General features: G+C 47.3%; 21 protein-coding genes. 12 read left to right on the forward strand and 9 right to left on the reverse strand.

Annotated features, from left to right (window positions below; all coding sequences use genetic code 11):
• The first annotated feature begins 238 nt into the window (after positions 1-238).
• On the forward strand, positions 239-1,399 hold the full coding sequence (locus AAIH57_RS16020; protein WP_175397599.1) for an MFS transporter: 1,161 nt from the start codon (positions 239-241) through the stop codon (positions 1,397-1,399).
• Positions 1,400-1,415: 16 nt separating this feature from the next.
• Here AAIH57_RS16020 and AAIH57_RS16025 read toward each other — a convergent pair whose 3' ends face one another.
• On the reverse strand, positions 1,416-1,856 hold the full coding sequence (locus AAIH57_RS16025) for an Lrp/AsnC family transcriptional regulator (protein WP_175397290.1): 441 nt from the start codon (positions 1,854-1,856) through the stop codon (positions 1,416-1,418).
• A gap of 184 nt (positions 1,857-2,040) precedes the next feature.
• Here AAIH57_RS16025 and AAIH57_RS16030 point away from each other — a divergent pair, with 184 nt between their 5' ends.
• The 7 genes from AAIH57_RS16030 (at position 2,041) to AAIH57_RS16060 (ending at position 8,427) form a co-directional block, all read left to right on the forward strand.
• Complete coding sequence (locus tag AAIH57_RS16030) at positions 2,041-3,201, forward strand: serine hydrolase domain-containing protein (RefSeq protein WP_430022345.1); 1,161 nt, start codon at positions 2,041-2,043, stop codon at positions 3,199-3,201.
• A gap of 351 nt (positions 3,202-3,552) precedes the next feature.
• Positions 3,553-3,816, forward strand: coding sequence for a hypothetical protein (locus AAIH57_RS16035; RefSeq protein ID WP_430022346.1), 264 nt, complete (start codon positions 3,553-3,555; stop codon positions 3,814-3,816).
• A gap of 47 nt (positions 3,817-3,863) precedes the next feature.
• Positions 3,864-4,682: a purine-nucleoside phosphorylase gene (locus AAIH57_RS16040; protein WP_430022347.1), complete on the forward strand. Its 819-nt coding sequence runs from the start codon at positions 3,864-3,866 to the stop codon at positions 4,680-4,682.
• A 195-nt stretch (positions 4,683-4,877) separates the two neighbouring features.
• A complete protein-coding gene (locus AAIH57_RS16045; RefSeq protein WP_175397294.1) occupies positions 4,878-5,207 on the forward strand; it encodes a GRAM domain-containing protein in 330 nt (109 codons plus the stop codon).
• 70 nt (positions 5,208-5,277) lie between these two features.
• Entirely contained in the window at positions 5,278-5,721 is a 444-nt protein-coding gene (locus tag AAIH57_RS16050) for a GNAT family N-acetyltransferase (RefSeq protein WP_430022348.1), read from the forward strand.
• Positions 5,722-5,884: 163 nt separating this feature from the next.
• On the forward strand, positions 5,885-7,102 hold the full coding sequence (locus tag AAIH57_RS16055; protein ID WP_430022349.1) for an MFS transporter: 1,218 nt from the start codon (positions 5,885-5,887) through the stop codon (positions 7,100-7,102).
• Positions 7,103-7,104: 2 nt separating this feature from the next.
• Positions 7,105-8,427 carry an LLM class flavin-dependent oxidoreductase gene (locus AAIH57_RS16060; RefSeq protein WP_430022350.1) on the forward strand — a complete coding sequence of 441 codons (1,323 nt, stop codon included), beginning with the start codon at positions 7,105-7,107 and terminating at the stop codon, positions 8,425-8,427.
• A 691-nt stretch (positions 8,428-9,118) separates the two neighbouring features.
• Here AAIH57_RS16060 and AAIH57_RS16065 read toward each other — a convergent pair.
• The 7 genes from AAIH57_RS16065 to AAIH57_RS16095 all read right to left on the reverse strand — a co-directional run bounded on the left by AAIH57_RS16065 (position 9,119) and on the right by AAIH57_RS16095 (position 13,536).
• Positions 9,119-10,075: a hypothetical protein gene (locus AAIH57_RS16065; RefSeq protein WP_430022351.1), complete on the reverse strand. Its 957-nt coding sequence runs from the start codon at positions 10,073-10,075 to the stop codon at positions 9,119-9,121.
• 474 nt (positions 10,076-10,549) lie between these two features.
• The gene (locus AAIH57_RS16070; protein WP_430022352.1) at positions 10,550-10,987 is read right to left on the reverse strand and encodes a hypothetical protein; all 438 of its coding nucleotides are present in this window, start codon (positions 10,985-10,987) and stop codon (positions 10,550-10,552) included.
• A complete protein-coding gene (locus AAIH57_RS16075; protein ID WP_430022353.1) occupies positions 10,971-11,444 on the reverse strand; it encodes a MerR family transcriptional regulator in 474 nt (157 codons plus the stop codon). The genes AAIH57_RS16070 and AAIH57_RS16075 overlap by 17 nt, the downstream gene beginning before the upstream one ends.
• Before the next feature lie 369 nt (positions 11,445-11,813).
• Positions 11,814-11,990: a hypothetical protein gene (locus AAIH57_RS16080; protein WP_430022354.1), complete on the reverse strand. Its 177-nt coding sequence runs from the start codon at positions 11,988-11,990 to the stop codon at positions 11,814-11,816.
• Between the two features lie 38 nt (positions 11,991-12,028).
• The gene (locus tag AAIH57_RS16085; RefSeq protein WP_430022355.1) at positions 12,029-12,346 is read right to left on the reverse strand and encodes a phosphotransferase; all 318 of its coding nucleotides are present in this window, start codon (positions 12,344-12,346) and stop codon (positions 12,029-12,031) included.
• Positions 12,343-12,777, reverse strand: coding sequence for a phosphotransferase enzyme family protein (locus tag AAIH57_RS16090; protein WP_430022356.1), 435 nt, complete (start codon positions 12,775-12,777; stop codon positions 12,343-12,345). Before AAIH57_RS16090 ends, AAIH57_RS16085 begins: the two co-directional genes overlap by 4 nt.
• Positions 12,778-12,831: 54 nt before the next feature.
• Positions 12,832-13,536: a DUF6199 family natural product biosynthesis protein gene (locus AAIH57_RS16095; protein ID WP_430022357.1), complete on the reverse strand. Its 705-nt coding sequence runs from the start codon at positions 13,534-13,536 to the stop codon at positions 12,832-12,834.
• Between the two features lie 207 nt (positions 13,537-13,743).
• Between AAIH57_RS16095 and AAIH57_RS16100 the strand changes: the two genes are divergently transcribed.
• Entirely contained in the window at positions 13,744-14,571 is an 828-nt protein-coding gene (locus tag AAIH57_RS16100; protein ID WP_430022358.1) for a sugar phosphate isomerase/epimerase family protein, read from the forward strand.
• A gap of 156 nt (positions 14,572-14,727) precedes the next feature.
• Positions 14,728-15,261, forward strand: a complete 534-nt coding sequence (locus tag AAIH57_RS16105; RefSeq protein ID WP_430022359.1) for a hypothetical protein — start codon at positions 14,728-14,730, stop codon at positions 15,259-15,261.
• 89 nt (positions 15,262-15,350) lie between these two features.
• Here AAIH57_RS16105 and AAIH57_RS16110 read toward each other — a convergent pair whose 3' ends face one another.
• Positions 15,351-16,229 (reverse strand): SDR family NAD(P)-dependent oxidoreductase, encoded by an 879-nt coding sequence (locus AAIH57_RS16110; RefSeq protein ID WP_430022360.1) that lies wholly within the window; start codon positions 16,227-16,229, stop codon positions 15,351-15,353.
• 134 nt (positions 16,230-16,363) lie between these two features.
• Between AAIH57_RS16110 and AAIH57_RS16115 the strand changes: the two genes are divergently transcribed.
• Together AAIH57_RS16115 and AAIH57_RS16120 are read left to right on the forward strand one after the other, a co-directional pair.
• On the forward strand, positions 16,364-16,822 hold the full coding sequence (locus AAIH57_RS16115; protein ID WP_430022361.1) for a MarR family winged helix-turn-helix transcriptional regulator: 459 nt from the start codon (positions 16,364-16,366) through the stop codon (positions 16,820-16,822).
• Between the two features lie 545 nt (positions 16,823-17,367).
• Positions 17,368-20,904, forward strand: coding sequence for an S-layer homology domain-containing protein (locus AAIH57_RS16120; protein ID WP_430022362.1), 3,537 nt, complete (start codon positions 17,368-17,370; stop codon positions 20,902-20,904).
• The last annotated feature ends 313 nt before the right edge of the window (positions 20,905-21,217 follow it).

The following is a 21,217-nucleotide window of genomic DNA, read 5'->3' on the forward strand; positions in this document are numbered from 1 at the left end:
GATTTCCTCCCGCCCTCTTAAACCATCCAGCGTTTGATGAATACTGATTAATAGCGTTTACATTAAAATTCGAAGTGAAACACCGAAATAAAATGGATTATCATCCTAAAACGATCGATTTGCCGTTGATTAAGTATGCCAAATGTGGACCCGATTTTATAAGCTTATTGTTGTAGCCCAAAGGCTTTTGGACTACACAAATAAAGGATAAAGGAGAGTCTTCGTGAACGCGAACACAATGGCAAAAGAACGTCTTCCCTGGTCGGGTCTGCTGGCTTTGGCTATGGCTGGATTTATATGCATTCTTACCGAAAGTCTACCGGCGGGGCTGCTGCCGCAAATAGCAAAAGATCTGGAGATCAGGGAAGGTTTGGCTGGACAACTCGTCACATTATATGCAGTGGGATCTCTTCTGGCAGCGATCCCCTTGACGACAGCTACACGTGGATGGAGACGCAGGCCACTGCTGTTATTATGCATCTTCGGCTTTCTGATTTTTAACACGATTACGGCCGTATCTTCGGTATATGTACTGACCCTCATTGCCCGCTTCATGGCCGGGGTATCTGCTGGAGTGTTGTGGGGAATGACCGCAGGTTACGCACGCCGGATGGTTTCAAGCTCGTTAAAGGGAAAAGCGATGGCTGTCGCCATGGTGGGCACACCTTTGGCGCTTTCACTAGGCGTTCCCTTGGGTACCTTTTTGGGCAATTACGCAGGGTGGCGCCTTATCTTTGGGACAGTCTCATTATTAACGGTTGCACTTGTATTTTGGGTGCTATGGAAAGTACCTGATTATAAGGGGGAGCCTGCTCGCCATCAGCTTGGGCTTCATCGAATTTTTGTTATGCCGGGGATCCGTTCCATATTGTTTGTTGTTCTCGCCTGGGTACTCGCTCATAACATTCTATACACGTATATTTCACCTTATCTGGGCGAGACCGTATTGTCCGAACGGGTGGATCTGGTTCTTCTGATCTTCGGACTTACCTCAGTGATCGGTATATGGATTATTGGGCTGCTGATTGATCGTTACATGAGGTTATTGATTCTGATCAGTCTAGTTATATTCGCATTGGCCTCAATGGCAATGGGGGTCTTTATCCATCAACCGACTGTAATCATTATGGGGGTAGTCGCCTGGGGGCTTACATTTGGAGGGGCGGCTACGTTACTGCAGACTGCAATTGCGCAAGCTGGGGGCAAGAGTGCCGATATCGCCCAATCCATGCTGGTGACAGCATGGAATCTGGGAATCGGGGGAGGAGGGGTCGTTGGAGCCGTCCTTTTGGACCGGGTAGGAGCTCGTTCTCTGCCGATTTCCTTGATCCTGTTGATCGTTATGGCCTTGATTGTTGCCTGGTCTGCCAGAAAACATGGTTTTCCCAAGACGGGCTAAGAACGGAACCTGCTATTTATACCACATTCGTTCCTTCAATGAGATTTTTGGTTGCGATAGGTGATGATATGGCGATGAGGGTGGTGTAGGTACCGAATTGATCGCATCGGTCTCCAAACGCTTCGAGATCAGCAATCGAATCCGTCATGATCTTTAACAGGTAGTTATGCTCTCCGCTCACGCGATGACATTCAACTACTTCCGGTGACGAGCGGCAGAAATCTAGAAAGGCATGACAATCCCGTGTGCGAAAAAGAAGATAGGACGTGCTCGCCTTCCCTATTTTCTGTGGAGAAATGATGGTGCGGTACTCCTCAATTACACCGCATTCTTCCAATCGCTTCACGCGTTCCGTTACGGCGGGTTGAGATAAACCTACCAGCTTGCCGAGTTCCGTCATGGATAATCTTGCCTGGTTTTGCAGATGAAAGAGGATATTGTTATCGATTTGGTCCATGAGATGGCCCCCTTTTAAATTTTAGGAATTTCTGTATAAACACCTTTATATTCATTGTGTATTAATATTCATAACTTAATTGTCTTATGTAATACGGGTGAGATCATTTATATAATAAACGCACATACTTTAAATAATCAAGCGGTAGCATATGGAGAGGAAGAGTGAAATGGGAGACAGAGGTATGAAGTTTAATGCTGTATCTGTGGATGAAGTGATTCACCGTACGTTGGCAGAAAAAAGAATCGTGGGTTCTGTTGTTCAGATTGCCTGGAAAGGGGAGCTGGTCTATAACAGTGCTGCTGGCCTTGCTGATCGCGAGCAGAACATACGAATGCAAGAAAACGCACTGTTCAGGTATGCTTCTGTAACCAAGCCGATTGTATCTACCGCTGCCATGATATTGATATCCCAAGGAAAATTAAAGCTTGATGATCTGGTAGCCAAGTGGCTGCCTGAATTTCTTCCCAAACAGCCGAATGGGGAAGTGGCCTCGATGACGGTTCATCATCTGATGACACACACGGCAGGTTTGACGTATCGTTTTTTTCAGGAAAAAGGGGGGACGTACGAACTTGCCGGAGTATCGGATGGAATGGATATCGCTGGCATTACGCTGGAGGAAAATCTGTTGAGGATTGCTTCTGCTCCACTGTTGTATGAGCCCGGGAAGATGTGGAGATATTCGATTGCAACCGATGTGCTCGGTGCAGTCATTGAGAAAGTGACCGGGATGACACTGCGAGAGGCAGTACTACGGCTCGTAACTCATCCACTGGGCATGAAGGACACTGATTTTGTTGCTGTGGATCCGGAGAGAATGACTGCTGCCTATGCGGACAATTCCAACAGTTCTGGGCAACCTCGCCGCTTGGGTGAAGAGGAACATGTTCCTTTTATTGAAGGAACGGCGGGCTTCCGTCTTGCACCTGAAAGAGTTTTCGATCCATCGGCCTATTTCTCAGGTGGCGCGGGGATGATTGGAAGTGCAGGAGACTTTCTTCTTTTGCTTGAAACGCTGCGTCAAGGTGGAGGCTCCCTTCTTCCCGAAGCGCTGGTCACCGATATGACGACCAATCAGATTGGCGATCTTGCCATGCCTTATTGGCCGGGCAGAGGATTTGGCCTGGGATTCACGTTGCTGAAAGATCCGGTAGAGGCGGGTACTTCGGAATCTGCTGGAACGTGGCGTATGGGAGGAACCTATGGTCACTCGTGGTTTGTTGATCCGGCAGAAGAGCTGAGCGTTGTTGCGTTCACGAATACGGCTCTGGAGGGCATGTCGGGCAGGTTTACAACTGAACTGTGCGAGGCTGTCTATGAGGGGATTGGGCGAAAGAGATAACTTACATTATGGATTAAAATGGGAAAATATGATAGGGTGGAGCTGTAGGATAAGTGAGTCTGAATTTGATCCGGAAATGAGATGAGAAGATGGACCGCATACGGAATTACCTGTTTGTTTTTGCAGGCAATTTTGCAGCTGCCTATATGATCTTTCCTGAAAGAACTACTGGCAAATCCGTGCTGTTTGCTATACTGATGCTGTTGCTAATCGTCGGGATGGATTTCCTAAAAGGTAAAAGGGGCCATTCGTTGGAGCGGCAGTGAGGCAGCTTGCCATTACATGTTGGTGTGAGATACCTTGTCCGTTTTCAATGAATGAAACCGATTCTCGACAGAGGATCGGTTTTTTGTGTTAATGTTGAAGCATGGCGATGTGGATGTACAGCTCGTTCCTGATCCTTCCATCGGATTCGTTCATGAATCTGAGTACGCTTATGGAAGTATGTTGAAAAGGTTGACGATGATGAGAACCACGGTTTTGACGGGCTTTTGCAACCATATTTCCGGGTGCTGCAATCTGGGCTTAAACCTTAACCGGATCGAGCGGAAGCTGTCCAGAGGAGCTGCGTTTCCGGCTCCCATTTACATCATGTCCATTGTTCATTACACTTGAGATATAGTAATTGTATACCCAATACAGCTCATCAGGAGGAACCATTTATGCAGCAATCCGAACATATTCAGGAAGCCAGAGATTACATATTAAGCCGAATCAACACCAAACCTGCCGTAGGCATGATCCTAGGATCGGGGCTGGGAGCACTCGCGGACGAGATTGAAAATGCTACCGTTATTCCTTATACGGACATTCCGTATTTCGCTCAATCCGAGGCCATTGGTCATGCAAACGAGCTGGTTATTGGAGAACTGATGGGCAAAACGGTTGTAGCCATGAAGGGACGTCTTCATTATTATGAAGGTTTTACACTGGATGAGGTGACTTTCCCGGTTCGGATCATGAAGGCGCTTGGTGTCGAACAATTAATCATCACGAATGCCTGCGGGGCGATCAACACAAGCTTTGAACCAGGTCAGCTGATGCTTATTACCGATCATATTAATCTGGTAGGCAACAATCCGCTGATGGGACCGAATAACGCTGAACTCGGTGTTCGTTTCCCGGACGTGTCACAGGTATACAACCGCGAATTGCGCAGCATTGCCCTAAAGGTTGCAGAAGAGCAGAGTGTTAGCCTGCAGCAAGGTGTGTATGCATGGTGGAGTGGTCCGGCGTATGAAACCCCGGCGGAGATTCGCATGATTCGTACCATGGGTGCGGATGCTGTGGGCATGTCCACAGTACCTGAAGCGATTGTAGCGATTCATGGCGGCATGAAGGTACTGGGCATTTCCTGTCTGACGAACATGGCTTGTGGCATTTTGGATCAGCCGCTTAGTCATGATGAAGTGATTGAAGTAGCTGCCAAAGTGAAAACAACCTTCATCGGGCTGGTCAAAGGCATTCTGCAAGAGATGTAGTGGTGGGGCTTCTCCTTTTCAAATAGCACTAACGGAACAAGCATTGTCCATGACGGAATATATCCGGGGGACAGTGCTTTTTTTGGAGTGTAATCATGTGCAGAATTATTCCTAAATGGGTAGAAACGACCTATAATAAGAGAGATTCAAGTGCATGAAATCACCAATAGATAGGCTGAAAAGGAGATGACAGCGATGGAAGAGCTGGGTCCAACAGAATACGTCATTTTTGAACGGATTAATGCGAACTGGTTAAGGGGATTTGAAGGCGTAGGAGGGAAGCTGTTCCTTACCAATGAACGATTGATTTTTATTCCACATGGTCTGAATATTCAGACAGACTGGCTTCAACTTGAGATCTGGGGAATGACCAAGATTGAGAAACGAATGACGTGGGGGTTAATACCTAACGGCATTACAATTACGATGGAGGATGGACTTGTCTTCAAATTTGTCGTTTGGAACCGTTCAAAGATTATCCGGGAGATTATACGTGCCAAGAGAATGGATAATGAAATGATGTAGCCAAGGTTGAGCAGGAATACATACATGAAGAAATAAGTGATTGATTCATTTAAACGGAGGTAGTGCCCCGATGAACCGACTAACGATGCGTCAAGCTGTGCAGGCAGATCAGGAGCGATTGGCGGATTTGCGTGCCCTGGTTCTGTATGATGATCTAACCAGATTGGGAAGGTATGACGAGGTGAGGGTTCGGGAGCGTTTCCGGAATACATTTGACCCGGTCTATACGTGGATTATTGAGCTGGAGGGTTCGTCAGTCGGATGTGTGGCACTGAAGCCTAGGTCAGAGGGTGTTTTGCTGGAACATTTCTACATCCATCCGGATATTCAGGGCAGGAAGCTCGGGACCGAAGTATTACAGATGCTGCTGGAGCAGGAGGAAGTCAGAGGCAAACGTGTAACTTTAAATGTACTGCAGGGAAGCCGGGCGCAGCGTTTATATGAACGTTTCGGGTTTGTTGTAGATCGTGAAGATGAGGTAGATGTGTTCATGTCTGTCCAGGTGCCGCAATAATCAGATGCTCCGGTTTCGACTTTTCACTTAATTGACTGGCCCATTCATTTAAATCTTGAATGGGTCTATTGAACATTTCTATTATACTTTCCTGCAGCAGTATCCTAATATGGATAATAACCTACTTATTTTATAGGAATTATATACTATGGAGAATGCCGAGATGCCGCATTGGAAGCGTAATCTGTATATTCTGTGGTTGGGGCTATTTTTCAATCATATGGCGTACACCTTGTCCGTGCCGTTCTTTCCTCTGTTTCTGCAAAATAATCTCGGAATTCAAAGCGGACTGGAGGTCTGGTCCGGTGTCTCGATCTCGATCAGCTTTCTGATCAGCGGACTATGCGCACCCTTCTGGGGATCGCTGGCTGACCAATACGGCAGCAAACTGATGCTGATCCGATCAGGTGTGGGGCTGGCCATCGCCCATGCCGCCAACTATTTTGTTCATGATCCTTACACGTTTATTGCGGTACGGGTCTTCCAGGGACTCATGGCTGGATTCAACCCCGCATCCATCACATTGGTGGGCACGAACACGCCGGAGAAGCATGTCGGTTATGCGCTCGGCGTCATCTCCACATCGACTGCTGCAGGTGGTATCCTCGGACCTCTTGCTGGAGGAGTACTGAGCCATTGGATCGGGCTGCGTGGATGTTTCATAGCTTCCGGAATTATTACGCTGCTCTCGGCCCTGCTGGTCCTTGGAGTAAAAGAATCGCGCAAATCCCGTACGGTGGCTTCCACCAGCATCTTGGGTGATTTGAAGAGAGCGGCTTCCACCCCCGGATTAATGCGGATCTATGGTTTGATTCTACTCGTCTCGACGTCCGTGCTCATTATCGAACCTGTGCTGACGCTATATGTCGTTCAGATCGGCGGAGATGTAAGCCATGCAGCACTTAGTGCAGGTATCGTATTCTCGGCCATCGGGGTAGCAACGGTCATTATGGGACCGAGATGGGGGAAGATTGGCGGCAGGATCGGGTACGAGAAAACGTTGTTTATCGGGCTGATCGGTGGCGGGATTGGCAGTCTTTTGCAGCTGACCGCGTATAATCTCGTTTATTTTGGAAGTCTGCGATTTGTCTATGGTCTGTTCTTTGCCGCAGTCTACCCGGCGCTCAATGCATTAATTATCAAATATGCCGACCATGAGTTTCGGGGAAGGGCAGTTAGTCTGAGTCAGACTGCGAGTCAATTCGGCATTGTACTCGGTCCTTTGATCGGGGGTTTTCTTGGCGGATGGACCGGAATTCCTTTTATTTTTCTACTGACAGGGATTGTACTTCTTGGGGCTGCCTGGGTGGTAAGGGCTAGTGATATGAAGCAAACGAATAAAAGTGATCGGATTACCCACGAAAATATAGGGAGGACATGAACATGACGAAACGTCGATTGAAGTTGGGAGCCAATCTGAACGGAGTTGGGAACAGCATCTCCTTCTGGCGTCACCCGGACATTCCGATTAATGCCAGCGTGAACCTTGATTTTTACAAAAAACAGGCGCGTATAGCGGAGGAAGGCAAGTTCGATCTGCTGTTTATCGCCGACGGCCTCTTTATTAACGAGAAATCCAATCCTCATTTTCTGAATCGTTTCGAGCCTCTAACCCTTCTGTCTGCACTCGCGGGTGCAACATCAAACATCGGGCTGGTCGCAACGCTGTCGACTTCGTACAGCGAACCGTTCACGGTGGCGAGGCAATTTGCTTCATTGGACCATATCAGCGGAGGACGGACGGGATGGAATGTAGTCACTTCACCTCTGGAAGGATCGGCACTTAACTTCGGCAAAGGAGAGCACCCGAACCACGCGCTGCGCTACGAAATTGCTGAAGAACATCTGAATGTGGTCAGAGGCCTGTGGGATTCCTGGGAGGATGATGCCTTTGTCGGAGACAAGGAGAACGGCGTCTTCTTCGATCCTTCTAAGCTGCATACGCTGAATCATAAGGGTGATCATTTCTCGGTACAGGGACCGCTCAATGTAGCTCGCTCGAAGCAGGGATATCCGGTCATTTTCCAGGCAGGTTCGTCCGAATCCGGCAAGGACTTGGCAGCGAGGTCGGCAGATGCCGTATACACGGGGCATGAGACGTTGGAGGAAGCAAGGGAGTTTTACCGGGATGTCAAGGCAAGAGCGGTCGCATACGGGCGTCAGGCAGAAGAACTTCTGATCTTCCCGGGCATCGGTCCCATCGTGGGCAGAACGCAGGAGGAGGCTGAGCAAAAGTATCAGGAAATTGCCGAACTGGTCAGCATAGACCACGCACTGAATTATTTGGGACGTTATTTCGACCATTTTGATTTCTCCCCATTCCCGCTGGATGAGCCTTTCCCTGAGATTGGTGATCTGGGCAGCAACAGCTTCCGCAGTACAACGGACAAGATCAAGCTGCAGGCACGGGAAGAGGGGCTTAGCCTCCGTCAAGTTGCGCTAAGAGCGTCAACGCCACGAACATCGTTCATCGGTACACCGGAACAGATTGCGGACCAGATTCAGGAGTGGTTCGAAAAAGAAGCCGCAGACGGATTCAACATCCGCACGGTTGTGCCGAATGGACTGGCAGATTTCGTGGATTTGGTTGTCCCGGTTCTGCAAGAACGAGGGCTGTTCCGGACCGAATATGAACATGAGACGCTTCGGGAGAATCTGGGGCTTGAAATCCCGCGCAATCGGTATACGTTGGAAAGTGTGAAATAATCTACACTGACAGGGATTTAGGTTTAATGCTTATCGTGAATCACCTGTTAAGGCAGGGTAAAAAAAGAGGCGGTAAAATAACTTTATTTTTGGGTCCATTAGTTCTCCTTAGTTATAAAGATTAAATTATGGCCAAACTCGCTGTTGCCTAAATTTAACAAAATGAATGCCCGGTGACACGAGAAAGCCCCACTTTCAATATTTTCCCATTCCATAGCAATCATACTAATCCAACTTTTTACAGTCAACCAAAAAAGGTTGATCTATTGCGTTAACCTGCCCTTTAGTTGAACAAAAGCAGCCGATCACATGGATCAGCTGCTTTCTTGGTATTATTGAGCTATCGTGCTCAGTTAGCTTAATAGTGTTGGGTATTCAAGACAGACTGAATTTATTAAGTCTTCTAAGGAACCAATCCTCTGTTCAACTGAATCTACATGATAAAACGTACATGTCTTTCCGATCTCATTGAGTTCATTTGTTAATGGGTATAAATAAATCTTCTTTCCTGCCCCTCAGTTCAGCATAAATGCCTTGAGGAATGCTTGGTACTGCGTATCTCCCGTCCTTGACCAACTGTGCAATGACTTAGCTTAACGCCAATCAGTATATCTGTACAAAATCCATTACTTTGTACAGATGTAAAAGGAGCTACCGCGGCAGCTCCCTCATTCTAGTTAGCGTATACGCCTCAAATCGATATGTCGCGCAGAGCGCGCCGGCGGTCATGCAGCACTAGCAGGATGATCATCCCCATCATCACACCCAAGACGATGCCGGCCTCTGTGGTCAAAATTCGTGCCAGCGGGTACTCCGGGGAGTACTGTGAATCGGGGCGAATGGCGGAAAAGAGGTTATAAGAGAACAGCATTCCCGACGAAATCCATACCGCCGCCATGGGGGGGAGGAATCTCCGAGTCCCACGGCGGGAGGTCATCACCATCAGACCCCACGCCCCCGCGATGGCCCACACGCCAGTACTCAAAGTCAGGAGGTGCCACCATACATCACGGTGATTCAGCATGGCCTGGTCGATGCCGAGGGTGCCACCCGCCGCCCAGAACACCTTGATAACGCCGAGCAGGATACAGCCGGCAGCGACGAGCCTAGCCGAGGAAACTTGCAGTTGTCGGGTGTGTCCCGGCAGCTCCGCGTAGTCGATCGGTCCGCCCATCGCCTCGGGCCACCGCGCCTTGGCGTAACCTGCCAAGGCAAGTGGCAGGCAAATGCCGACCCCGGCCAGCGAGATCATGACGAAGATCTGCTCGTATGCCCAGAAGTCGGCGGCGCCAGCCTCCTTATCCCGGGTCATGGCGGCCGGTCCGAGCACTGGTGCCAACAACAGCATGGGTATGAGCAGACCGGTGCCCATCCATACGGGAAGAGCAATCAGCCACGCTGGCAGCCGCTCACCCCACGGCCTGCAGAACGCCATCGCCAGCAGGATACCCACCGCAGCGATCACCGCGGTTGCTGCGTTGATCGCTCGCCAACTGGAGTCGCCCATTTGCTCGGTTGGAAGAAAGAGACCAAAAGTCCAGACAATTTTTATAAGCAGATATGGCGTCACCGCTATGGCGGCGCCATAGCCGCAGATTCTACGCATCTTCCCTAATCGTGAGGCCGGCGGCTCTGTCATTACTTTCATGTCGTCATCACCTGCTTTCTTGTAACTTCGTCAATTGTAAAACCAGCATGAAAATACATCTATGCGGATCGAGTTGCTAATCAATAACGAAGCCTTAATTACTTCTACTCATCTTTTTCTGCATCCTGTAGTGCATCATTTTGTTCTCTAGTTTCATAATATCTTATGAGCTCAGAAGAGACATCTGATATTGGATGGAGAAGTCTCTAGACTTTAGTCCGGTTTTAACAATTTATCCATGCGTATTTCACGTGTACAGGTATTAGATAAGGTTTTATTATACATTAAACTGCGTTCCGCTATTTGGATAATGTTACCGACAGTTATGATTATACTAAACTGCCAGTTAGCTTAACAAAGAAAGGGAGCAGCTGACGCAGCAAAATACTCCATGTTTGTTAAACTATCGTCTCCCGTTAGCCTAATGATTACTATGTTGTTGAACATAGTAAAGCTTCATTGATTCACTCCCACCTATTTGACTGGTGGATACTGACCCATGGTCTCTTTTTTCTTCATTCTTATGCCGAGTATGATGAAGGCGATATAAATTACGATAGCAATTGAATCGATTAACGTATCCGTAAGTGCCGAAACGTCATGAAATGCCGTTATGCCAAGAATGACCATCAATCGAACGATCAGAAGTGACACGATCGTCCATGCGGCAGACCAGATCTTCGATCGCTCGCTTTGGAATGACATGAAAATGAATACGATGCCGAAGACCAGATTTTCCGCCGTGATGATATGCCAGACATACGTGAATACTGTCCGGGTATCCATAGCTATCGCACTCACGTGGAGTGTGGGCAGCACAGCGGATTGCCCGTTCCATGCGTGCGTAACGGCAAACAGTATCGCAAGAATGCCTGCAATAAAATAGTAAAAATTCCTAACTTTGATGTCCATGACATCCCTCCTCGAATATTTCCGTCTCCTTCTTTCGAATAGTCTGGTAAATCTCGTGAACGATCTCTGCCAGTCGCTGGTCTCTTTCATGATTAAAGTCCCTTAGCGTTTCGGATGCTACGTCGAGCAGTTGACTAACCTTTTGTAGATGGGCAATCTTCTTGCGTGTCTCTACATTCTTTTCATCGAGGAACGCAGCAACCTCCTGGCAATAAGCAGGGTCTACATTCTCCATCCTGTGGAACCCAAATTTCCCCTTGATTTCGTCAAGAGAAAAGTCTGCATACTGCATGATTTGAATATTCATTAAATCGATGAGGTCGTTCTTCGAATACCTGCGGTACTGATTTTCCTCCCGGAACGGCGATACGATGCCAATCCGATCATAATACCGAAGCGTATCCTTCGGGATCCCAAGCATCCGCGAAACCTCTTGTATAGAATAAATTTTTTCCATGAATTCAAATTAACATTTGAGTTCCCTCCAATGTCAAGTCATTTTTTATCTCGGTATCCGTTGTTCTTACATGGTTGTAGTGAAATTAACCTGCTTACAAAAAATAGAGGAATAATTAGTCCTACTCCACCAATTAACCCGGAAAAATAATTAATGTTCTTATTCACGTTCAATACCTCCTTAACACTCTATTAAATTGTATTCATTGATCCCAAGAATATATTACTGACTGAGGTTCAGTTGCAGTGCAATGTACCTTTAAATCAACACAACAAAAAACAGCAGCCGCTTACTTATTGACGGCTACTGTCGTGTTGTTTTGAACTATCGTTTCCCGTTAGCTTAATGAGTATCTTTCATCTTAGTGGTTCAAAGCTCATCGATCAACGAGATACAGTTAGTAATCCTCATTTTACTATCTTGCAACAAATTGCGGATCCAGTCATCTGCTTTGCTTAATTCCCAGCTTTGATGCATACCGACAACCACAAGGATTTCGCGAAGTCTAAGGAAGAGTTTCATCACATCCTTCCAGTTGTCTGGCATTCTTCGGCCATCCTCTGTATAGCCTAGCTCGAAATGTTTTATAAAAAGATCATACTGGACCTTTCGTTCGAATTTCGAATCTTCACCGAATACATATAGCAAGTATACAGCTGTATAGCAATATCCTCGACATACCAACTGTACTGGCACTCGTCGAAGTCAAAGAGAGTTATTCCCCCATCTTCATCGATCGTGAAGTTTCCCACATTAATATCTCCGTGGATCAAACCAAAATTATCTGCATTAACAGGCAGACTCGCCAATTGTACTTTAAGTTCATCAAGCGCAATAAGGATTGGTTGAAGTTCTGACGGTAAATAATCCTTGGCTCGTAAGAGGTATTCATTTGACTTCAAGTGTGCCTTTTGACAATCGTAGGGTTGTAAAGCTTCGCTAATTCATGAAGTCGGCCCGTAATACGACCACACTCTTCATAATGTATAGAATTGCCCAGACATTCTGGATATCCGATTTTACGGCCTGGTGCATGTTTAAAAGAGGTTACGTAAAAATTTATTTTATTTCCTTGAATTAGTTCGCAATACTCTCCATTAATTGAAGAAATCGGTTCTGATACTGCTATACCACTCTCTGAAAGATAATGAATCCAATCTATTTCTGCTACAAGTCCTTCCGATGTGCGAAGAGTACTCGGAGTGAAACGAAGAATATATTTTAATTCATCGCGACTATAGGAATAGATAAAGTTTTGAAAACCTCCAATGTAAGTGAGTTCCTCTTGGCTGACCCCATAACGCGCGGCGCCTTCTGCAGCATGTTCGTCCAAGAAATGACGTTAACTTCAACGTTGTTACCGCTCTTTTATGCCATTATGCATGGTTCAGAATGCTTTAAAGGCGACCCCGATCGCTCCGACCATGACTACAATCCCGCCAATCTTGGTCATGAAGTAATAAAAGTCACTAGGTTCGGGATCGTTTACCCAAATCCAACGAAGGGAGAGTAGAAAGAGGATATCCTGAAATTTCCGATAGTAGAAGCTGCACCATCCAAATATCAAACCGGCCAACGCGAGAAAAAGGTAGACAGGCTCACCTTGGGTGTAATGATATAACGGGTATGCAGCTGTTACGATTGTATCGGGTGAATATCGTTCTTCGCCCTCACTAATCACTCGTTGGTTATTAACGTAAAAGGAGACTGAGTTCACGATATTGCCCTGTTCATCGAAACTCAATAACAGTCCCGACTGATCCTTAACTTCATATTTGCGTTCGTTTGGATATGACACGCTATACGTTGGAATTGGTGTCGAACTGAGTTCCGTAATGATGTATTTCTGATCACTGATGGATACAGTGCGCTTTTGCTGCTCCACTTGCACCTGAATCGAATCAGCCGTTCCACTCCGGTATATCATCTGGTTTCCTTGCTTGTGATCGAATGAGTACTTATTATTGTCTGCATAGAATATGTGTTCTGTAAAATAAGGCTTGGATAGAAAGCCAATGATCACAGAAACTACCAAAAGGCATGAAAAGAAAATAAGGGTGGGGGACTGAATTTTTTTGAGCCATGTCGTCATGGTATCAACCTCCTTTCCACTTTTTTCTATTACGCTAATTCCGGGAAAGGGTTGCGGTTAAGGGTTTGTGCCATAAAAGAATGGAACTTACTGGTTTCTTTTTTTGAATCGGCTGTTATTATGAATTTATACCCTGAAATTGAGTTTGAGAGGGCGCAGCAGTGGTTGCAATATGCATTATTAGACGAGTCACAGGAGGAGATTGGGATGATTAGAGGATTAACGAAGGCAGGTTTGGGGAAGATCGAGTCTGATGAACAATATATTACGGATGCGGCCAAGTATGGATTCCAGTCTGTAGATTTGAATCCGCTCTCATTGGTTCAACAATACGGCAAGGAGCAAGCCGCACACCTATTGGAAAGCAATGATATCATCATCGGTTCAGCGGATTTCACGGTGGACTGGCGGAACTCAGAAGAGCAATTTCGTGAAGGACTCAAATCCCTGGTGGAAATGGCAGAAGCCTCTGCTTCGCTGAATTGTTTCAACTGCTGCACCTATGTTTTACCCTCGACGGATCAGCCTGCAGCATCATTCATGGCGGCGGCTACCAGACGATTGAGACTCTGCGCAGATATCTTGGGTGCTTACGGTATACGGCTCGGACTGGAGTTTGTTGGCTGCCATCATTTGCGGACTCAGTGGAAAAATCCGTTTATTTGGAGTGTGGAGGATACCTTGGACTGGATTGAGACCATTCATGCCCCCAATGTAGGCTTGTTGGTGGATTCCTATCATTGGCATACGCTCGGTTTACGGACCGAAGAGGTGCTGCAGTTGAAAAAGGAACAGATTGTTCACGTTCATATCAATGATGCATATAATCTGCCGATTGAAGAATTGCTTGATAATGAGCGTTTATATCCTGGCGAGGGAGTCATCGATCTGAGTGGTTTCCTGAAAAACCTGAAGGCCATTGGTTACACAGGTGTTGTAGCTCAGGAAGTCCTGGCGCCTGCACCGACCCTTAATTCAAGTGAGCTATTCGCCAAGTCAAAAGAGGGCTTTGATAGCGTGTTTGCGACGATATAACAGATAATAAAGAGTGGAAATATGAAAGAAGCTGGCGGGTGCACATTATGCTGTGTCAATGAACTCGCCGGCCCTTTTATTCTAGCTTTCAGTCCATAGAAATTAGAAATTAAAGTGAGTTATACAAGTATCCACAACAGACAAGGAGTACATAAAATGAAGTTTTTGTTTGAGTTGATGTTATCTATGTTAATGCTTACGAATGGTTCAAGTGGTGATCCTCTTACCAGAGAGGATATCCAGAGCTATCTCAAAACTCATCATCTGCAATATGCTGATGCAAAAATCGTAAATGACCGTTCTGCGCTCTTGGTTGATGTAAAGGGTGAACATGCCAAAGCATCGGTACTTACCAAATCAGCGGATAATAAGCTTGTAATGCAACCCAACGAGTATGTATGGGAAGAAGACGTAGAAGGCATATCCGTAGAAAGGGTGGGTCGATATTTATGTGTTGTCATTCACGACAAAGCACGGAGTCATGATATGGATTTCGTTAACATTGTCTATGTAGATGATAATGGGGATGAGCGAAAGGATCGTTATTATTTTAATGGAAAGCAAGCCATTATTATTCCAATGCCAACCCGAAAAGAATCCGTTGTCGTTGCTATTTACGGGAATGATGGCTTTATCCATGACATGGTTAAACGCTTCCCTGAGATCGTGTTACAGCAAAATCATCTATAGTGTTAATTCCAAAAATAACGGATAGGTAATTATCAAGGTAGAGAAAGGGAAGGGGCTGATCAGCCCCTTTCCATTAGCAGTAGTCACTTTTAATCAAGTAAGCCCCGTTCTTTCATCAATTGCTGAGTCACCTTCCACAGCTTGTTTTGCATTCCGGCATCTCCGCCAGGATATACAGGAGTGATCGCCGCTCCGCTGCCCACATTGAAATAGCCTCCCGAAACCTCACCAAATGTCGGTTCCACTGCCAAACGAGTCATGATGTCCGCTCCCCGGCGTGGGTCGCCAATGTGCAGAAACGTTAAAATGCGCTCAAGCACACTCGCAAACCATAGCTCCCGTCCGAGACCTGTAACATTGAAGCCTGGGTTTAAGGCATTTACACAAATTCCGGTTCCTTCCCATTGTCTGGCTAGTTCAGCAGTAAACATAATATTAAGCAGTTTGGTTTTGCCATAGATTGGAGAGGAACCGCGTGCAGTAAAGGGAGTGGTATCCGTCAAGTCATTTGGCAGCACAAGTTTGCCATGATTTCGCGAAGCTTCAGATGCAACATTAACGACACGGGCATGATCTGCCTGAATGAGAGAAGATTTCAATGTTTGCGTTAGCAGCCAAGGGGCCAAATAGTTCACGGCAATCATCTCGGCAAACCCTTCGGAAGTGACTCTCTGTTCAAAAGCATGAAGTCCCGCATTATTCAAAAGTACATCGATACGCGGATAAGCGGATGCAAGCTCAAGCCCGATACGTTTTACATCGCTCAGTAAGGACAAGTCTCCGAAGAAAAAGTTGACCTTGGCGGAAGGAACGATTTCCTTAATTTTCTTTCGGGTGGCTTCGGCACGTTCTTCGCTTCGGGCTGTGAGTACAAGGTGAGCCCCGCGCTTCGCAAGTTCCATGGCAGCAAGCTGCCCCAATCCGCTTGTTGCTCCGGTGATCACAATTATAGGATGTGTTGTTTTCATAGTTAAGCTCCTTTTGACACGATCTGGGTCGGTAGATATAATTGATATAAATCAACTATATAGATTAATTGATATTTGTCAACTATATATCCGGAAGCCTGCTTTGATGTATTGAGGAGAGGGGAACGACAATAATGACCGAAAATTCATTTCGAACCCAAGACAGAGAAACGCTGGAGCTGGGACTTGGTGAGCAGATTCATGCCCTGATTAGTGCTTCGCATGCGCTCAATGTCCGATCTGCCGAGCGTTTTGATGCGACCCTGCAGCCTGCTGCTTTTCATCTGGTACGGTGGCTGTACTCTTATGGCCCTACAAGCGCCGCAGCTTTGGCAGAAGCAACTGCGATGGACCGCAGCTCGGTAAGCCGTTTAATTAAACAACTTGAAAAGTCGGGATATGTGAGCAAGGAGCCGGATCCCAATGATCGGCGCGGCGTTTTGCTGTCTCTGACGGAGCTCGGTCAGCAATCGACGGTGAGTGCACTGAAGGAAAAGGAGTCTGTTTTTTATGACCGTATATCCAGATGGGATGATAAGGAGCTGGAGCGTTTCACCAGTATGCTTCGGCAGTTTAACGGGTTAGAAGGATAATGATAGGTTCTGTGGTGGGATTACTTTTCTATATCATTGATTATTCTTGATTTCACATTCCGTTCACTATCGCTTCACAAAAGTAAACATGTAAAGGCAAGGTCAAAATGACGACCGAGCTCATTGTACCCGCGGAGTCTAGGCGCAGAGCGCTAATGAATTCGGGGGTGCTCTTTTTCATGACCCGGTCAAGGCTAGCCTGATATGTTTACAAACTCCTTCAATTTCTCCCCTTCAACACATCTATTTCGCTGTATTCTTTTCCTGCCATCCACAGCAGTGGTGGAACTTTCCTGAATGGTGAACAATCTCTGAATTTTGCATCACCCACTAACGGGTGCTTCAACCTAGATTTTTCACCCCGTTAACTGAGCAATGTAGAGCATGACCCTGGTAGAGAAAGGAAGAGAAACGATCAACGGAATATGAAGAAATGTAGGGATATGTAAAATTTTCTATAGGCGCTTTCAACGCGTTGACCCTGCTCTCAAAGTCTCTTATATTTACTCCCGGCACAACAACACAGAACGGGTGGAGGGATCAGGTTGTTCAACAAAAAAGGAAAGAAAATGCTAGCTATGCTTACGCTGATACCGCTGGCTACAGGGATGGTCATGGGAGCTTTTCCTGCGGCTGTTACCTATGCAGATCCGGGAGATAACTCGCCGATCAACAGCACGGCAAGGGGTTCATGGCAAACGGGGGATTTGCATGTACATACTTTTGAGTCGGATGACGCACAGAATTCGCTGGAGACCGTCCTCGATGCGGGCCTAACGCAATATGGGCTGGACTGGATCGCGCTCACGGATCATTTGCGCTTATCCAAGCGGGATCACAACGGAAACGAAATTCAGGGCGGGCCCATTCCGATGTCCTTGGGGATGAATGAATATCAGGTACCACAGATCAAGGCGCTTCAGGAGCAAGGCAAATATGCAGGCAAGACGATCTTCTCCGGCTTTGAATGGGACATGCCGACACATGAACACGTTGGGGTGGGGATTCTCACAGATGAACCGAACTCAACCGAAGCATTGGAAGCTGCAAAAGAATTTGAATATCGTTTTACCAATCGTGATGCGAATCTGTTTGATCCAGCGGACGTCGCAGCCTGGAATGAGACTGGCGGACGTGCCTACACGACGCATCAGGATGCGCTCACTGCCATTGAATGGCTGAAAACCAACTATCCCACGACGAGTTATGCGATGATCAACCATCCTTCGCGTGGCAAAAACAAATATACGATTGCGGACTTCCGCGAGTTCAACGATCTGGCCCCACAAGTGGTATTTGGTATTGAAGGCATGCTGGGTAACCAGATGGAACCGGATCGCGGGGGATATAACACAAGCTACAACGTGTCTAATCCGACTGCAGATGATGGATACAAGTACCGTACATACGGCGGTGTGGACTACATGGTTGCCAAAGTGGGCGGACTGTGGGACGCACTGCTGGGAGAAGGACGCCACTTCTGGAACTATGGTAACTCGGATTACCATTTCAAGACGATTGGCACGAATTCCAGTGGTTACTTCCCGGGCGAATATGCCAAGACCTACTCCTGGGTTGAGGGCAGCGGAATGCAGGCGGTGCTGGATGGCCTTCGTTCCGGAAAATCATTTTCCGTGTTCGGCGATCTGATTAACGCACTGGATTTCACTGCAACCGGAGCGGGTGCTCAGGCTGAAATGGGTGGAGATCTCAATGTGACGCAAGGCGACGAAGTGGAGCTGAAAATCCGGTTCAAGAGCCCAGCGGGCAATAACTATGAAACACCAATCAACAGCGGTACTTCTGCTGGACAGGTGCCCGTGGTAGATCACGTCGACCTGATCGCAGGGGATGTGACAGGCAAGGCCGAGAAGGGAACAGCCGCCTATAACAAGGATACCAACGACTCCACCAGAGTGCTGGCTACCTTCACATCTGATGATTGGACGACAGATGCCGAAGGCTACAATGTCATCACGTACAAGATCAAAGCGACGGATCAAGATCAGTATTTCCGCCTGCGCGGGACGAACCTCGGTATGAATGTTCCGGGCGAGACGGTGAATGGTGAACCACAGCTTGATCCGAAGAACACGACAGCTGACGCAGAAACGCGTTTCAACGAAATTAATGACAGCAACTACCGGGATCTATGGTTCTACTCCAATCCGATCTTCGTGAGTGCGACACCTTACAGTGATGTACAGGCGGTAACCGATACGCTCCAAGCGATTGATCTGGGGGACCTGAACGCGGTCACTTCCGACCTCACCCTTCCTGTTGAAGGGAAACATGGTGCGACGATCAGCTGGTCCAGCTCCAAACCGGAACTGATCAATAATCAAGGCAAACTGCTGGCACAGCCGGATAACAATGAACGATTGGAACTGACGGCAACGGTACAACGCGGCAGCGAAATTCAAACGAAAATGTTCACCGTCATCGTAGAGGGCAGCAATAATCAGGTTCTGGTGCTGAAAAGCAATATGACCACCACGGACGGCCAGCCGTATCATACGGATACCTGGACGAATCAGTCCGTAAATGTTAGTGTAACCAGCGCGGTATATGCACCGGCCACTTCGGCGACCATTGAGCTGTCCCGTGATGGAGGCCAGACGTATGAACCCTATACAGAGAATACGCCTTTGGAGGTAACCGAGCCTGGAGAACACAGCCTGTTATTCCGAGCTACGGACGACCTGAGCGGGGAGTACACTCTACCCGTGGTTGTAAAGATAGACCGTGAAATTCCTGTCATTACGCTGCAAGGCAGCAGCCAGATGACACTGAATGTGGGAGACAACTACAACGAACCTGGAGCACAGGCATCCGACAATGTAGGCATCAGTGGTTCCGTGCAGATCGATGGCACAGTGAATACACAAGCGGCGGGAATCTATACCCTTCGTTATAACGTAAAAGATATCGCTGGCAATGCAGCAGAGGAGGTTACACGTACCATTACGGTACAAGCCAGTTCGAGCAATGGCGGTGGTGGATCAGGTGGCGGCAATGGGGGCAGCTCCGGTGGAAATACAGGCGGAAGTACGCCAAGCGTACCGACAACCCCTACCGTTCCAACAACACCAACCACTCCAGAAACAGGATCGGACTCATCCACTGAAGTGAAGGTAGAGGTAGAGGTGGAAGCGAATCAGCCTGTACAAACGGGTATTACAAACGTGGTGGAATTCAGCGTACCGGCTGGAGCCATTGGGGTAAAAGCTACCTTGCAGTTGTCCGTGGTTACTCAGGACAAACTGCAAAATGCAGCTTCGCTGAAGATACTGGGCCAAGCGGTACAAATTAGCCGCACAGGTGGACGGACACTGAACAATCCGGCTGAGTTGAGCCTGAATTATGATCCGGCAGATCTGACAAGTGGAACTAAGCCGGCCATCTACTATTACAATGAAGCCCGTCAGAGCTGGGTATTTGTCGGCGGGGAGACGAATGCTGCAGGAACCATAACGGCGAATGTGAATCACCTGGGTACCTTTGTTGTGTCCAGCTACACACCAGCGAACCTGATGGATCTGAATGGACACTGGGCATCCGATTATGCGGATCGTCTGATTGGCATGAATGTCATCCAAGGTTATGCCGATGGAACATTCCAACCGTCCAAGGAGATTACAAGAGCAGAGTTTGTTACATTGCTCAGCAAAGCGTTGGCACTTAAAACGGAAGCGTCCAATACTTCGTTTGCCGATGAGGAAACTGTACCCGCCTGGGCGAAGTCCGAGATTGCAGCAGCTGTGCAAGCCGGAATCGTGACCGGTTACGGGGACCATACATTCAAGCCGGATCGCACCATTACCCGTGCCGAGATGGCCGTGATGATGGCGAAGGCGCTGAAGTTGAGCGATGTGCAAGCAGGAACGAATGGAGAGGCTGTCAAACCAAGCTTCACCGATGCTGCACAAACTCCGGTTTGGGCGCAGGATGCTATGAATACAGCAGTTCAAGCCAATATTGTGAGCGGATATACGGACAATACGGTTCGTGCGGGGAATATGACGACCCGTGCGGAAGCAGCGGCGATGATTTACAAATTGCTGCTCGCGATGTACGTGTAAAGAATGCCAAATTAAAATGAAGGAGTACCACTTTCGTGGTACTCCTTCATTTTTTCTGTATTTTTAAAAGTAAAATCAAAATATAAACAAGCAGGGTGAGTATCAGGGCGGAACCCAAATACAGACCAACAGTACCTATGGCAATGAATATGTAAGTCACAATTAAACAAGCTACATACAATAAAAAAATCTTTAGTAGTTTTATTCAGATCTCCTCCTATATACAGTAAAAGACTTATCCAAATAGGATAAGCCTCTTAGCTGCTTCTGTCTACCAAATTTTACAAGTATAATTGTTTACTTCAGATCGTTG

It is taken from the genome of Paenibacillus sp. MABNR03 (assembly GCF_050455445.1).
GTDB classification, from domain to species: Bacteria; Bacillota; Bacilli; order Paenibacillales; family Paenibacillaceae; genus Paenibacillus; species Paenibacillus xylanilyticus.

Bases quoted from the DNA above. Each gene is read 5' to 3' on its own strand.
- AAIH57_RS16045 (WP_175397294.1), top strand. From the start codon at position 4,878: ATGGAAGAGCTGGGTCCAACAGAATACGTCATTTTTGAACGGATTAAT.
- AAIH57_RS16105 (WP_430022359.1), top strand. From the start codon at position 14,728: ATGAAGTTTTTGTTTGAGTTGATGTTATCTATGTTAATGCTTACGAAT.
- AAIH57_RS16030 (WP_430022345.1), top strand. From the start codon at position 2,041: ATGAAGTTTAATGCTGTATCTGTGGATGAAGTGATTCACCGTACGTTG.
- AAIH57_RS16065 (WP_430022351.1), bottom strand. From the start codon at position 10,075: ATGAAAGTAATGACAGAGCCGCCGGCCTCACGATTAGGGAAGATGCGT.
- AAIH57_RS16075 (WP_430022353.1), bottom strand. From the start codon at position 11,444: ATGGAAAAAATTTATTCTATACAAGAGGTTTCGCGGATGCTTGGGATC.
- AAIH57_RS16055 (WP_430022349.1), top strand. From the start codon at position 5,885: ATGCCGCATTGGAAGCGTAATCTGTATATTCTGTGGTTGGGGCTATTT.
- AAIH57_RS16110 (WP_430022360.1), bottom strand. From the start codon at position 16,229: ATGAAAACAACACATCCTATAATTGTGATCACCGGAGCAACAAGCGGA.
- AAIH57_RS16020 (WP_175397599.1), top strand. From the start codon at position 239: ATGGCAAAAGAACGTCTTCCCTGGTCGGGTCTGCTGGCTTTGGCTATG.
- AAIH57_RS16050 (WP_430022348.1), top strand. From the start codon at position 5,278: ATGAACCGACTAACGATGCGTCAAGCTGTGCAGGCAGATCAGGAGCGA.
- AAIH57_RS16025 (WP_175397290.1), bottom strand. From the start codon at position 1,856: ATGGACCAAATCGATAACAATATCCTCTTTCATCTGCAAAACCAGGCA.
- AAIH57_RS16115 (WP_430022361.1), top strand. From the start codon at position 16,364: ATGACCGAAAATTCATTTCGAACCCAAGACAGAGAAACGCTGGAGCTG.
- AAIH57_RS16060 (WP_430022350.1), top strand. From the start codon at position 7,105: ATGACGAAACGTCGATTGAAGTTGGGAGCCAATCTGAACGGAGTTGGG.
- AAIH57_RS16100 (WP_430022358.1), top strand. From the start codon at position 13,744: ATGATTAGAGGATTAACGAAGGCAGGTTTGGGGAAGATCGAGTCTGAT.
- AAIH57_RS16070 (WP_430022352.1), bottom strand. From the start codon at position 10,987: ATGGACATCAAAGTTAGGAATTTTTACTATTTTATTGCAGGCATTCTT.
- AAIH57_RS16095 (WP_430022357.1), bottom strand. From the start codon at position 13,536: ATGACGACATGGCTCAAAAAAATTCAGTCCCCCACCCTTATTTTCTTT.
- AAIH57_RS16080 (WP_430022354.1), bottom strand. From the start codon at position 11,990: ATGCCAGACAACTGGAAGGATGTGATGAAACTCTTCCTTAGACTTCGC.
- AAIH57_RS16040 (WP_430022347.1), top strand. From the start codon at position 3,864: ATGCAGCAATCCGAACATATTCAGGAAGCCAGAGATTACATATTAAGC.